This is a genomic window from Streptomyces sp. S.PNR 29 (assembly GCF_030386795.1).
Lineage (GTDB): Bacteria > Actinomycetota > Actinomycetes > Streptomycetales > Streptomycetaceae > Streptomyces.
In genome coordinates this window covers 312400-324287 of the sequence record NZ_JANUQM010000002.1, presented here as the reverse complement: position 1 = coordinate 324287, position 11888 = coordinate 312400, and the positions used below count along the sequence as shown (strand labels likewise).

The following is an 11888-nucleotide window of genomic DNA, read 5'->3' as shown; positions in this document are numbered from 1 at the left end:
GGGCCCCCTGGCCCTCTCTGGCACGAGGTGCCACCATGGAGACGATCCGGGGACGCCGTCAGGGCGCCTCGAGATGACCTGAAGGAGCCGTTGCAATGACGCAGCTTTCGGCTGCCCAGACTGCGCAGCACAAGTCCTCCGACGGCAGCAAGGCGCTGTACGGGGGGAAGGGCACCCGCCGTATCACCGTCCGCGACATCGCCGCCGCCAAGGAGCGCGGCGAGAAGTGGCCCATGCTCACCGCGTACGACGCGATGACCGCGTCCGTGTTCGACGAGGCCGGGATCCCGGTGATGCTCGTGGGCGACTCGGCCGGCAACTGTCACCTCGGGTACGACACGACCGTGCCCGTCACGCTCGACGAGATGACCATGCTGTCGGCGGCGGTGGTACGCGGCACGAGCCGTGCGCTCATCGTCGGCGACCTGCCCTTCGGCTCGTACCAGGAGGGCCCGGTGCAGGCGCTGCGCTCGGCGACCCGGCTGGTGAAGGAGGCCGGGGTCGGGGCCGTCAAGCTGGAGGGCGGCGAGCGGTCGCACGAACAGATCCGGCTGCTGGTGGAGTCGGGCATTCCGGTGATGGCCCACATCGGTCTCACCCCGCAGTCCGTGAACGCCATGGGCTACCGCGTGCAGGGGCGGGGCGAGGAGGCGGCGCAGCAGCTGCTGCGGGACGCGAAGGCGGTGCAGGACGCGGGGGCGTTCGCGGTCGTGCTGGAGCTGGTTCCGGCGGAGCTGGCGGCCGAGGTGACGCGTGTGCTGCACATCCCGACGGTCGGGATCGGCGCCGGGCCGGAGACGGACGCGCAGGTGCTGGTGTGGACCGACATGCTGGGGCTGACCGGCGGCCGGATGCCGAAGTTCGTGAAGCAGTACGCCAACCTGCGTGAGGTCATGGGCGACGCGGTGAAGGCGTTCGCCGAGGACGTCGTCGGCGGAACGTTCCCCCAGGAGGAGCACTCCGTCCACTGAGCCATAGCGGCACCACGGGCAGCCCGCCGATCTTCCCCCGTCGGCGGGCTGCTGCCTTTCCTCCCCCGCGCCTCCGCGCTGCCCGCCCCGGGCGGATCCCGGGTCCGTCGTCGGTGGGCTGTCGGTGGGTGTCGGGTGGCTGTCGGTGGTTTGTCGGTGGGGGGTGACAGCGTCGTCGGCATGACGCGAATCGACAAGCAACCCTCCGTGGCCGTCAGTGTGCGGGGGCTGGTGAAGCGCTACGGCGAGACCAAGGCGTTGGACGGGGTCGACCTGGAGGTGCGGGAGGGGACGGTGATGGGGGTGCTCGGGCCGAACGGGGCCGGGAAGACCACCCTCGTCCGGATCCTGTCCACCCTGATCGCACCCGACGCCGGGCAGGCGGTCGTCGCCGGCTACGACGTCGTACGGCAGCCGCGGCAGCTGCGGCGGGCGATCGGACTGACCGGCCAGTACGCCTCCGTGGACGAGAAGCTCCCGGGCTGGCAGAACCTCTACATGATCGGGCGGCTGCTCGACCTGTCCCGCAAGGAGGCCCGCGCGCGTGCCGACGCGCTGCTGGAGCGGTTCTCGCTGACGGAGGCCGCGAAGCGGCCGGCGGGGACGTACTCCGGCGGTATGCGGCGGCGGCTGGACCTGGCCGCTTCCATGATCGGGCGGCCGGTCGTGCTGTACCTGGACGAGCCGACGACGGGGCTCGACCCGCGCACCCGCAACGAGGTGTGGGACGAGGTCAAGCGCATGGTCGGGGACGGGGTCACCGTCCTGCTGACCACCCAGTACATGGAGGAGGCCGAGCAGCTCGCCTCCGAGCTGACCGTCGTGGACCGCGGCAAGGTCGTCGCGAGCGGCGGCACAGAGGAGCTGAAGGCCAAGGTCGGGGGACGTACGCTGCGGGTCCGTCCGGCCGATCCGCAGCAGTTGCGGCCGCTCGCCGCCGCCCTCGACGACCTGGGCATCACCGGGCTCGCCCACACCACCCTGGACGTCGAGCGCGGCGCCGTGCTCGTGCCGATCCTCAGTGACGAGCAGCTCACCGCCGTCGTCGCCGCCGTGACCGCGCGCGGTGTCACGCTCGCCTCCCTCACCACCGAACTGCCCAGCCTGGACGAGGTGTTCCTGTCCCTCACCGGCCACCGTGCCGGTGCCCCGCAGGATGCCGAGCCCGCCGACACCCGCGAAGAGGTCGCCGCATGAGTGCCACCGCCATCACCGCCGACGCCCGGATACCGCTGCGCGGGCATCTGCGTCACACCGGTGCGCTCGTACGGCGCAACCTGCTGTGGATCCGGCAGGACCCGGAGTCGATGTTCGACGCCGTCCTGATGCCGATCATCTTCACGCTGCTGTTCGTGTACGTCTTCGGCGGTTCGATCGGCCAGACGCTCGGCGGCGGTCAGCAGGCGTATGTGCAGTACGCGGTGCCCGGTCTGCTGGCCATGACGAGCATGACCATGTCCCAGGGAGTCGGCACGGGAGTCCACCAGGACTTCACCAGCGGCGTCATGGACCGCTTCCGGTCCCTGCCCATCGGCCGCGGCTCGGTGCTGTTCGCCAAGATCGCCGTAGAGCTGCTGCGGATGCTGTTCGCGACGGTCGTCCTGCTGGTCGTCGGCGTCCTGGTCGGCTTCGACATCACCGACTGGCCCGGCCTGTTCGCCGCCGTGGGGTTGTCCGTCCTGTTCGGCTCGGCCCTGATGTGGGTGTTCCTGGTGCTCGGCCTGACGTTGCGGACCGCCCAGTCCGTCCAGGCGATGGGCTTTCTGATCCTGATGCCGCTGCAGTTCGGCTCGTCGATCTTCGCGCCGCCGCGCTCCATGCCGGGCTGGCTGCAGGCGTTCACCGACTACAACCCCCTGTCCAACCTGGCCGACGCGTGCCGGGGTCTGATGACGCACGGGCCGGTCGCTTTCGACCTGTGGATGACCCTGCTCTGGACCGCGGCCATCACCGCCGCGGCGGCTCCGGTCGCCGTTCGCAGGTTCCGCTCCGCCCGCTGACCGGTCTGCGGGACGAAAATCCGCACTGATCAGCATGATGGGCAAAATGACCGATTCCCGACCGGGCGCATCTGAAATCTGAGCTTCATCTGAGCTCATCAGCGTTGATCGCTGGCGTGAACTCGCGCATAATGGAGCTCGAAGCAACCGCTCCAACATTGGGGGAATACGGGGAAGGGCGCGGTCGCACGAGCAGACCACTCGTGCCAATGACCCGCCAACACATCAACGCGCACCATCTGACCGATCACTGCATTCGCAGAGACTTCACCTTTCATCCGCGCACTGCATGCCCCACGGCATGCTCCATGTGCCGCACCCGGCCTTTCGTTCCGACCTATGGCCACACTGCCGGTGCTGCGTCACACCTCTGCGTCCTGACGCGCTTTTGCGTCGCAGAGCCTTCTGACTGTCCACATTTCCCAGAGACCGCTCTGTTCTGGACAGTCCTGCGTGCGCGGAATTGCCGCCACTAAATCGTGGCCGGGCGGCAACAATCAACGAGGGAGATGAAATGCGTACCACTCTTCGCAAGGCCAGCCTCGCGTTCGTCGGCGCCGCCGCCGCGGCGACTCTCGCGTTCGGCGCCGGAACCGCCTCCGCCAGCCAGGACGGCCCTTACGTGGAGAATGCCAACGGCTCGGCATCCGCCTGGTTCCAGGCGAACGGCGACACCTTCTGGGTCGGCGACTGGAAGAAGGACGGCTACTCCACCGCCGCCGTCTGGGCCGTGATGACGCCGTGTGGCGGCTTCAACCCGCCGTGCCCGAACTTCGCGCCGAACAAGAAGGGCGCGAACACCGGCGTTCCGGTCAAGTACGACCTGAGCGAGAACCTGCCGCTGCGCTACCGCGCCTGCACGCTCGACAGCCACAACAACCTGAAGTCGTGCTCTGACCTCAAGTCCGCCATCTCGTAACGGGCGACGCGCCACTCAGGGGGGCCCGCTCCCGCAGCGAGCGGGCCCCTGCCCGGAGCAAGCAGGGAAGGGACCGAGCGAGTGAGAAAGCGTATAGGCGTCGGAATAACGGTCGGCTTCTTTTCTTTGGCGGCCGTTTCCGGATGTTCCAGCCACGAGGACGGGCCGGCATCCGAGCCGGGGCAAGAGATTCCACGGCTCTCCTCGCTCAGTGAGGTCCAGGCGCCGATCAACAGGTATGTCCAGACCGAGCAGGAGGATTCCATCATCCTCAAAGCCCGGTCGAAGCTGGCAGCGCAGTGCCTGAAGCGCTACGGGCTCCCGCCGCAGAGCGAGCTGACGGATCCCCTCACCGGAATGGTCCGGAACCCCGCCCCCTTCTACCTCTCCGAACAGGACGCCGCCCGATATGGGTACCGGGCGCCTTCCGGACAGCCTTCGACACCGCCCGCAACGAGCAACAGCACCAAGCGTCCGGCATTGTCGGCGAGCGAGCGCGAGACGATCGACGCGGTGATGAACGGCTGGGGGAACACGCCCAAGGAAGAGGCGCTGCACAGTTACCGGGGCCGCCCGGTCACCCGCACCGGCTGCATCGGAGAATCCGATGCCCGGCTCATGGCGAACACGACACGCCCTCGTATCAACGGTGGTCAGCAGATCACGTCGTCGACCCAGATTCTCAATCTGATCCTGGATCTGAAATCCCGGGCGTCCGACAAGGTGGAAGGCGATCCGCGCTACAAGTCCATGATTTCTTCCTGGGCTTCCTGCATGCGGAATTCCGGTCATGCGTACGCGACACCTTCGGACGCGCAGTCCGCGGCCGCGGAAATGGCCCCGACGGCTTCCGGGGGCCCGTCCGGGAAGGAGCTGCGGCTCGCCCGCCAGGACGCCGTCTGCCAGCAGAAGGTGAACTATCTGGGAGTCGTCGGCCATCTCACCGGGCACTACCAGAAGGGTGTCGTGCAGGAGTACCGGGAGACACTGGCCGATGTGCGCGAGAACATCGACCAGCGGGTGGCCATGGCGAAGAAGATCAACGCCGCCGGAGGCTGACGGCCGAGGGTGACAGTCCCGAGGGCCGCGGTTCACACTTACGTGGCCGCGACGGTGCGGCTTCGCATGGTCACCGCCCTCTCATCCCCTCAGGAGCCCTCCCCATGACCACCGCCACCACCCGCGCCGGCGACCGGCGGATCAGCCCCGTCTTCGTCGGGATCCTGGCCATCACGGCGGTCACCGGATGGGCCACCTGGACCGGGTTCGCCGAGCAGCCCGGTCTGGCCGTGTTCCTGTTCGTGACGGCGGCATGGATCGTCTCCCTGTGCCTGCACGAGTACGCGCACGCGCGTACCGCCCTGCACAGCGGCGACATCTCGGTCGGCGCGAAGGGCTACCTCACGCTGAACCCGATGAAGTACACGCATGCCCTGCTGAGCATCGTGCTCCCCGTGATCTTCGTGATCATGGGTGGGATCGGGCTTCCCGGCGGTGCCGTGTTCATCGAGCGGGGCCGCATCCGGGGACGGTGGCGGCACAGCCTCATCTCGGCGGCCGGCCCGCTGACGAACGTCCTGTTCGCCGTCGTCTGCACGGCCCCGTTCTGGCTCGACGCGCTGGACGGCGTGCCGGCCGACTTCCGGTTCGCCCTGGCCTTCCTCGCCCTGCTCCAGGTCACGGCCGCGATCCTGAACTTCCTGCCGGTGCCGGGTCTGGACGGCTACGGAGTGATCGAGCCCTGGCTGTCGTACGGCATCCGGCGGCAGGTGGAGCCGTTCGCGCCCTTCGGCCTGCTGTTCGTGTTCGCGCTGCTGTGGGTGCCGTCGGTCAACGGGGCGTTCTTCGACGTGATCGACGCGATACTGCGCGCTCTGGGGATCGACGAGTTCTCGACGTACTGCGGTCAGGAGCTGTACCGCTTCTGGCAGGGCACGAACGACTTCTGCTCGGTCAGCCCGTGACGGACTTCCGCGCCTTGGCCCGCTTCAGGTAGTACCAGCACATGTTGGACGACAGCCCGGCCAGCAGCACCCAGACGATCCCCAGCAGGCTTCCCCGCACGAAGGAGACCACGGCCGCGGTCACCGCGAGGACGCAGACGATCAGGGAGTAGACGGCAAGGCGGGGCATGGGGTCGGCTCCTGTCGGGGGACACTGCTTGCCACCAGTGTCCCCCATCGCCTCATACGTCGGTGACGCGGAGCCCCGCGTGCGCCTTGTACCGGCGGTTGACGGAGATCAGGTTGGCGACCAGCGACTCCACCTGGTGGGCGTTGCGCAGCCGCCCGGCGAAGATGCCGCGCATGCCGGGGATACGGCCGGCCAGCGCCTGCACGATCTCCACGTCGGCGCGCACCTCGCCCAGCACCATGACGTCGGTGTCGATCTCCTCGATCTCCGGGTCCTGGAGCAGGACCGCCGACAGGTGGTGGAAGGCCGCGGTGACCCGGGAGTCCGGCAGCAGGGCCGCGGCCTGCTCGGCGGCGCTGCCCTCCTCCGGCTTCAGCGCGTAGGCGCCCTTCTTGTCGAAGCCGAGCGGGTTGACGCAGTCGACGACGAGCTTGCCCGTCAGCTCCTCGCGCAGCGATTGAAGGGTCTTGCCATGGCCCTCCCACGGCACGGCGACGATGACGATGTCGCTGCGGCGCGCGCACTCGGCGTTGTCGGCGCCCTCGATGCCGTACCCGAGTTCCCCGGCGGCCTCCTGGGCGCGTTCCGCGGCGCGGGAACCGATGATCACCTTCTGGCCGGCCCGGGCGAGCCGGTAGGCGAGGCCCTTGCCCTGCGGCCCGGTCCCGCCGAGCACGCCGACGACGAGCCCGGAGACGTCCGGGAGGTCCCAGGGGTCCTTGGCGGGGGCCTTGTGTGCACTGTCGGTAGAGGTCATGGGCCGACCTTACGTCCGCTCCGGCACTCCCCGAGGATCAGGGAGGATCAGGTGAGCTCCGTCACGGGCACCCGGCGGCCAGGGTCTGCCCGCCGTCCTCGGAGTGGGCGTGCGCGGTGGCCCGGCCTCGGCGAGCAACCCTCGCGGCCGGCGTGGAAGCGGACGCCGGTCTCTGTCGTGGGCGGGATCCTCGGATGAAGCTGCGGATGGTCCGGCCCTGTGCCCAAGTCGGGCGAATCCGGGGTGAACTCCGGGTTACAGCCGGCCGATTGCGGCAGGATGCGGCCACATGGACGCCGTACGGGTCGCGTTGCTGCGTGAAGTGCTCGCCGGGACCGAGTGGCTGGGGGCCACGCGGAGGTTCGCCGGTGTGCTGCGGGGCTCGGTGGTGTCGCACGGCGGCGGGCTGCTGCTGGTGGGCACCCCGGAGTACGAGCCGTGGCATCTGGCGGCGCATCTGGTGGACGAGGCCGCGTGGTCGGGGACGCCGGAGCTGGCCCCGACGCTGGTACGGCACGACCCGCGCCCGTCGGATCCGGCGCACCTGGCGGTGGGGCTGGGGCGGCTGGCGGCGGCGCGGCGGGGGGAGACGCTGCTCGTGGTGGCGCCCGAGGACCCCGCCGCACCGCTGCTTGAGCGGGTGTGCGACGCCCGGCGGGCCGGTGCGACGGTCCTGGCTCTCGGCGCGGGCGAGGGGGAGTTGACCTCCATGGCGCATGACGCGCTGGCCGTGGCGGAGGGGGCCGAACTGGACCTGGACACCGTGCAGCACCTGGTGAGCGCGGCGGCCGGCGAGAACGCGGTGCCGGTTCCCCGGGGGCGGCGGCGTTTCCGGGACCGGCTGGCGAGGCTGGCGGAACAGCTGACGGGGCCGCCGCCGGCCCGCTGGTAGCCGACCGGCTCGAAAAGCGGTTGTGCGGGGCGGGGCATCCGCCCACCATGACGGATCGTGACCGACGGCATCCCCGACGAACCCCCCTCCGGCCTCCGCGCCCTCCTCCCCGACCTCGCTCCCTGGCGGGCCTCCCTCGACTTCCGGCGGCTGTGGGTGTCGGGCACGGTCTCCAACTTCGGGAGTTTCCTGACCTTCGTGGCGCTGCCGGTGCAGTTGAAGGAGCTGACCGGGTCGGCGGCGGCGGTCGGGGCGATCGGGGCCGTGGAGCTGCTGCCGCTGCTGGTGTTCGGGCTGTACGGCGGTGCGCTGGCCGACGCCTGGGACAAGCGGAAGCTGATCATCTACACCGAGGCCGGGCAAGGGCTGCTCTCCGCCGTCCTGCTGCTCAACGCGCTGCTCCCGCGGCCCGCCGTCTGGCCGCTGTACGTCGTCGCCGCCCTGTCCTCCGCCCTCGTCTCCGTGCAGCGGCCCGCACTGGACTCGCTGTGGCCGCGGATCGTGGCTCACGAGCATCTGCCCGCCGCCGCCTCGCTCAACTCGCTGCGCTGGACGGTCGGCGGCGTCGCGGGCCCGGCGCTGGCGGGTGTGGTCGTCGCCTACGCGGGACTCGGCTGGGCCTACGCGGCGGACCTCGTCACCTTCGTCGTGTCCGTCGCCCTCATCCTCCGTATCGCCCCCTCCCCCGCCGCCCACGAGGCCGCGAAACCGTCGCTCAGGGCCATTCTCGAAGGCGCCCGGTACGCCTGGAGCCGCAAGGAACTCCTCGGCACCTACGCAGTCGACCTCGCCGCGATGTTCCTGGCGATGCCGCTGGCCGTGCTGCCCTTCCTCGCGGACGAGCTGGACGCCGAGTGGTCGCTGGGCCTGATGTACGCGACCGTCCCGGCCGGGGCGCTGCTGGTGAGCCTGACCAGCGGCTGGACCTCGCGGATCCACCGGCACGGACGGATGGTGGTGCTGGCGGCCGCGCTGTGGGGCCTGGCCATCGCGGCCGCGGGCGTCGTCGGCGACGTATGGCTGGTGCTGCTGTTCCTGACCCTCGCGGGCGGCTGCGACATGGTCAGCGGCATCTTCCGGTCGGCGATGTGGAACCAGACGATCCCGGACGAGCTGCGGGGCCGGCTCGCCGGGATCGAGCTGCTGTCGTACTCGGTGGGGCCGACGCTCGGCCAGGTCCGCACGGGCGGCTTCGCCGCGTGGTGGGGAGTGCGGGCGTCCGTCTGGTCCGGCGGGCTGCTGTGCGTGGGCGCGGTGGGGCTGCTGGCGCTGTGCCTGCCGAAGCTGATGACGTACGACGTGCGGACGAACGAGCACGCCGTGCGGCTGCGCGAACAGCGCACGGCGCCTGCCTGATCAGTCGGTCCGGTCTGCTCAGTCGTCGTCCCTGCCGCCCGCCGGGGCGTCGTGCCACCTGGGGTCGTTCTCCCACTGGAGGTTGCGCTCGCGGGCGGTCGCCATCGCGTGCTCGGCCTCACGGCGGGACGCGTACGGCCCGAAACGGTCCTTGCCGGGGCACTCCGGCCCCTCCTCGACCTTCCTGTGTTCCAGGCAGTAGTACCACTCGCCCGGCTTCCCGACCGTGCGCTTCCTGAACAAGGCCATGACCGGCTCCTCTCGCCATCGACATGTTCCCCCATGGCCGCTGGTTAGACTCGCTGGCATGTCTGGCCAGTCGCTGCTCGTACCAGGGGAGCTGTCTCCCACCCGTTCCGTGCCCGGAAACATCCGCCGTCCCGAGTACGTCGGCAAGCCCGGGCCGACGCCGTACACCGGTCCGGAGGTGCAGACGCCCGAGACGATCGAGGCGATGCGCGTGGCCGGCCGGATCGCGGCGCAGGCGATGGCCGAGGCGGCCAAGCACATCGCGCCGGGCGTGACCACGGACGAGCTGGACCGGGTGGCGCACGAGTTCATGTGCGACCACGGCGCCTATCCCTCGACGCTCGGCTACCGCGGCTTCCCCAAGTCCCTGTGCACCTCGGTCAACGAGGTGATCTGCCACGGCATCCCGGACTCCACGGTGCTGCGCGACGGCGACATCGTCAACCTGGACGTGACGGCGTACATCGGCGGGGTGCACGGCGACAACAACGCGACGTACCTGGTGGGTGACGTCGACGAGGAGAGCCGCCTGCTGGTCGAACGCACCCGCGAGTCGCTGAACCGTGCGATCAAGGCGGTCAGGCCGGGCCGCCAGATCAACGTCATCGGCCGGGTCATCGAGTCGTACGCCAAGCGTTTCGGCTACGGCGTGGTCCGTGACTTCACCGGCCACGGGATCAACAGCTCGTTCCACTCCGGGCTGATCATCCCGCACTACGACAGCCCGCACGCGACGACGGTGATGCAGCCCGGGATGACGTTCACGATCGAGCCGATGCTGACGCTCGGGACGCACGAGTACGACATGTGGGACGACGGCTGGACGGTCGTGACCAAGGACCGGAAGCGGACGGCCCAGTTCGAGCACACGCTGGTGGTGACGGAGACGGGGGCGGAGATCCTCACGCTGCCGTAGCCGTCCGGCAGGAGAACCCGTCCCCCTGCGGGGGCGGGTTTTTTCTTCTACGCTTTTACCGACATGGCGTCGGCAAAGGCCTTGCCTTAGGTAAGCCTTACCTCAAGGATGTGCTCATGGACTCCTTCTCGACCGTCATCCGCGCGGCCTCCCACGAGCAGCACAAGGAAGCCAACACCTCGACGTTCATGAGCGACCTGCTGGGCGGCCGGCTCGGCGTCGACGCGTACGCGCGCTACACCGAGCAACTGTGGTTCGTCTACGAGGCCCTGGAGGCCGGCGCCGAACGGCTGGCGGCGGACCCGGTGGCGGGACCGTTCGTCCGGCCGGAGCTGTTCCGGCTGCCCTCCCTGGAACGGGACCTGGCGCACCTGCGGGGGCCGGGGTGGCGGGCCGGCCTGTCCGCGCTGCCGGCCACCGAGGCGTACGCCGCCAGGGTGCGGGAGTGCGCCGAGCGCTGGCCCGGTGGCTACGTCGCCCACCACTACACGCGCTACCTCGGCGACCTCTCCGGCGGTCAGATCATCCGGGACAGGGCCGAGCGGACCTGGGGCCTGGCGAAGAAGGGCGACGGGGTCCGCTTCTACGTCTTCGAGGCGATCGCCAACCCGGCCGCGTTCAAGCGGAGTTACCGGGAGTTGCTGGACTCCGTCCGGGCGGACGAGCTGGAGCGGCAGCGGGTCGTGGCGGAGTGCAAGCGGGCGTACGCGCTGAACATCGCGGTCCTGCGGGCACTGGGCGAGGAGTTCCCGCTCTCGGCGTGAGCGGGGCGCCGGACACCCCGGCGACCGGCCCGCCGACGAGGGCCCGGCGGACGTACGGGCGCCGAGGAGAACCCGTACGTCGACCTGAAGGGCGAGTCACCGCTCCAGCCGCACCCGCCCCCCGACCTCGATCCACCCACCCGGCTGCGGTGCGGTCAGGATCTGGGAACCCGCGCCCTGGGTGATGTTGAGGGCCCGGCCCAGCTGGTCGGTCAGCAGCAGTGCGGCCGCGCCCGTCGCCTCGTCCTCCTCGATGCCGTCGTCGCGGCCCGGGAAGGCGCGGGCGCGGACACGGCCGGCCGGCTCGTCCTCCCAGGCCCAGGCGTAGATCCACTCCCCCGGCGGCGGCACGGGCAGGTCGTCCACCTCGGCCGCGCTGCCGTACTGCCGGAGCGTGCGCGGCGGCGCCCACTCCGCCCGGGCCTCGATCCAGCTGAACTCCCCGTCCAGCCGGGCGCCCACCACTCCGGCGGGCGTGACGAGTTCGGGCACGTCGAGCAGCCAGGCCGTGCCGACGCAGGGGTGGCCGGCGAAGGGCAGCCGCAGAGTGGGCGTGTAGATGTCGATGACGCCGCGCTCGGGGTCGTCGACGAACACGGTCTCACTGAAGCCGAGTTTCGCGGCGAGCTCCTGCCGGTCGCTCCCCTCGGGCAGGACGGAACCGTCGCGGACGACGCCGAGCTCGTTGCCGTATCCGCCGGTCGGCCCACAGAAGACGCGCAGCACGTCGTAGTCAGTCACGGGGGCATTGAAGCATCACACGGGCCCGCGCGACCGCACGGACTCGTCACCCCGCGACGCACTCCTTGACCCGCCTTTGACCTCCCTATGGCAGTTGTTTTGAGGCAGCGTAATCGGCTCGTGCTCATACACCGTCCATGAGAGACGGATCACCGCATGGGCGGGCGCTACTTAGGAAAACCTTAGGTAC

At 70.0% G+C, this 11888-nt stretch carries 14 protein-coding genes; 10 read left to right on the top strand and 4 right to left on the bottom strand.

From position 1 onward, the window contains the following. Nucleotides 1–95 precede the first annotated feature (95 nt). From panB to NW895_RS06145, 6 genes are all read left to right on the top strand, one after another. Nucleotides 96–971, top strand: a complete 876-nt coding sequence (gene panB / locus NW895_RS06170) for a 3-methyl-2-oxobutanoate hydroxymethyltransferase (RefSeq protein WP_289934284.1) — start codon at nucleotides 96–98, stop codon at nucleotides 969–971. A 180-nt stretch (nucleotides 972–1151) separates the two neighbouring features. After that, nucleotides 1152–2168, top strand: coding sequence for an ATP-binding cassette domain-containing protein (locus NW895_RS06165; protein ID WP_289934283.1), 1017 nt, complete (start codon nucleotides 1152–1154; stop codon nucleotides 2166–2168). Then, on the top strand, nucleotides 2165–2971 hold the full coding sequence (locus tag NW895_RS06160; protein ID WP_289934282.1) for an ABC transporter permease: 807 nt from the start codon (nucleotides 2165–2167) through the stop codon (nucleotides 2969–2971). The genes NW895_RS06165 and NW895_RS06160 overlap by 4 nt, the downstream gene beginning before the upstream one ends. Nucleotides 2972–3485: 514 nt before the next feature. Further along, nucleotides 3486–3890 carry a hypothetical protein gene (locus NW895_RS06155; protein ID WP_289934281.1) on the top strand — a complete coding sequence of 135 codons (405 nt, stop codon included), beginning with the start codon at nucleotides 3486–3488 and terminating at the stop codon, nucleotides 3888–3890. An 81-nt stretch (nucleotides 3891–3971) separates the two neighbouring features. Further along, nucleotides 3972–4949 (top strand): hypothetical protein, encoded by a 978-nt coding sequence (locus NW895_RS06150; RefSeq protein ID WP_289934280.1) that lies wholly within the window; start codon nucleotides 3972–3974, stop codon nucleotides 4947–4949. Between the two features lie 104 nt (nucleotides 4950–5053). Continuing rightward, nucleotides 5054–5854 carry a site-2 protease family protein gene (locus tag NW895_RS06145; protein WP_289934279.1) on the top strand — a complete coding sequence of 267 codons (801 nt, stop codon included), beginning with the start codon at nucleotides 5054–5056 and terminating at the stop codon, nucleotides 5852–5854. Here NW895_RS06145 and NW895_RS06140 read toward each other — a convergent pair. Beyond that, nucleotides 5844–6023: a hypothetical protein gene (locus NW895_RS06140; protein WP_354670073.1), complete on the bottom strand. Its 180-nt coding sequence runs from the start codon at nucleotides 6021–6023 to the stop codon at nucleotides 5844–5846. The two genes, NW895_RS06145 and NW895_RS06140, sit on opposite strands and share 11 nt — an antisense overlap. A 52-nt stretch (nucleotides 6024–6075) precedes the next feature. Further along, the gene (gene npdG, locus NW895_RS06135) at nucleotides 6076–6780 is read right to left on the bottom strand and encodes an NADPH-dependent F420 reductase (RefSeq protein WP_289934277.1); all 705 of its coding nucleotides are present in this window, start codon (nucleotides 6778–6780) and stop codon (nucleotides 6076–6078) included. A gap of 289 nt (nucleotides 6781–7069) precedes the next feature. On the opposite strand from npdG, the gene NW895_RS06130 reads away from it, so the two are divergent. Both NW895_RS06130 and NW895_RS06125 read left to right on the top strand, forming a co-directional pair. After that, the gene (locus NW895_RS06130; RefSeq protein WP_289934276.1) at nucleotides 7070–7672 is read left to right on the top strand and encodes a hypothetical protein; all 603 of its coding nucleotides are present in this window, start codon (nucleotides 7070–7072) and stop codon (nucleotides 7670–7672) included. Between the two features lie 57 nt (nucleotides 7673–7729). Then, entirely contained in the window at nucleotides 7730–9028 is a 1299-nt protein-coding gene (locus NW895_RS06125; protein ID WP_289934275.1) for an MFS transporter, read from the top strand. An 18-nt stretch (nucleotides 9029–9046) separates the two neighbouring features. Here the strand turns inward: NW895_RS06125 and NW895_RS06120 are convergent, their stop codons facing one another. Beyond that, nucleotides 9047–9277: a hypothetical protein gene (locus NW895_RS06120; RefSeq protein WP_289934274.1), complete on the bottom strand. Its 231-nt coding sequence runs from the start codon at nucleotides 9275–9277 to the stop codon at nucleotides 9047–9049. 58 nt (nucleotides 9278–9335) lie between these two features. On the opposite strand from NW895_RS06120, the gene map reads away from it, so the two are divergent. Both map and NW895_RS06110 read left to right on the top strand, forming a co-directional pair. After that, complete coding sequence (gene map / locus NW895_RS06115; RefSeq protein WP_289934273.1) at nucleotides 9336–10193, top strand: type I methionyl aminopeptidase; 858 nt, start codon at nucleotides 9336–9338, stop codon at nucleotides 10191–10193. Nucleotides 10194–10309: 116 nt separating this feature from the next. Further along, entirely contained in the window at nucleotides 10310–10957 is a 648-nt protein-coding gene (locus NW895_RS06110; RefSeq protein WP_289934272.1) for a biliverdin-producing heme oxygenase, read from the top strand. 96 nt (nucleotides 10958–11053) lie between these two features. Here NW895_RS06110 and NW895_RS06105 read toward each other — a convergent pair whose 3' ends face one another. Next, complete coding sequence (locus NW895_RS06105; RefSeq protein WP_289934271.1) at nucleotides 11054–11698, bottom strand: PhzF family phenazine biosynthesis protein; 645 nt, start codon at nucleotides 11696–11698, stop codon at nucleotides 11054–11056. Between the last annotated feature and the right edge of the window lie 190 nt (nucleotides 11699–11888).

What these genes read in the sequence shown, in the direction of transcription:
- panB (WP_289934284.1), top strand. Translation starts at nt 96, where the DNA reads ATGACGCAGCTTTCGGCTGCCCAGACTGCGCAGCACAAGTCCTCCGAC.
- NW895_RS06130 (WP_289934276.1), top strand. Translation starts at nt 7,070, where the DNA reads ATGGACGCCGTACGGGTCGCGTTGCTGCGTGAAGTGCTCGCCGGGACC.
- NW895_RS06140 (WP_354670073.1), bottom strand. Translation starts at nt 6,023, where the DNA reads ATGCCCCGCCTTGCCGTCTACTCCCTGATCGTCTGCGTCCTCGCGGTG.
- NW895_RS06120 (WP_289934274.1), bottom strand. Translation starts at nt 9,277, where the DNA reads ATGGCCTTGTTCAGGAAGCGCACGGTCGGGAAGCCGGGCGAGTGGTAC.
- NW895_RS06145 (WP_289934279.1), top strand. Translation starts at nt 5,054, where the DNA reads ATGACCACCGCCACCACCCGCGCCGGCGACCGGCGGATCAGCCCCGTC.
- NW895_RS06165 (WP_289934283.1), top strand. Translation starts at nt 1,152, where the DNA reads ATGACGCGAATCGACAAGCAACCCTCCGTGGCCGTCAGTGTGCGGGGG.
- NW895_RS06160 (WP_289934282.1), top strand. Translation starts at nt 2,165, where the DNA reads ATGAGTGCCACCGCCATCACCGCCGACGCCCGGATACCGCTGCGCGGG.
- npdG (WP_289934277.1), bottom strand. Translation starts at nt 6,780, where the DNA reads ATGACCTCTACCGACAGTGCACACAAGGCCCCCGCCAAGGACCCCTGG.
- NW895_RS06155 (WP_289934281.1), top strand. Translation starts at nt 3,486, where the DNA reads ATGCGTACCACTCTTCGCAAGGCCAGCCTCGCGTTCGTCGGCGCCGCC.
- NW895_RS06110 (WP_289934272.1), top strand. Translation starts at nt 10,310, where the DNA reads ATGGACTCCTTCTCGACCGTCATCCGCGCGGCCTCCCACGAGCAGCAC.
- map (WP_289934273.1), top strand. Translation starts at nt 9,336, where the DNA reads ATGTCTGGCCAGTCGCTGCTCGTACCAGGGGAGCTGTCTCCCACCCGT.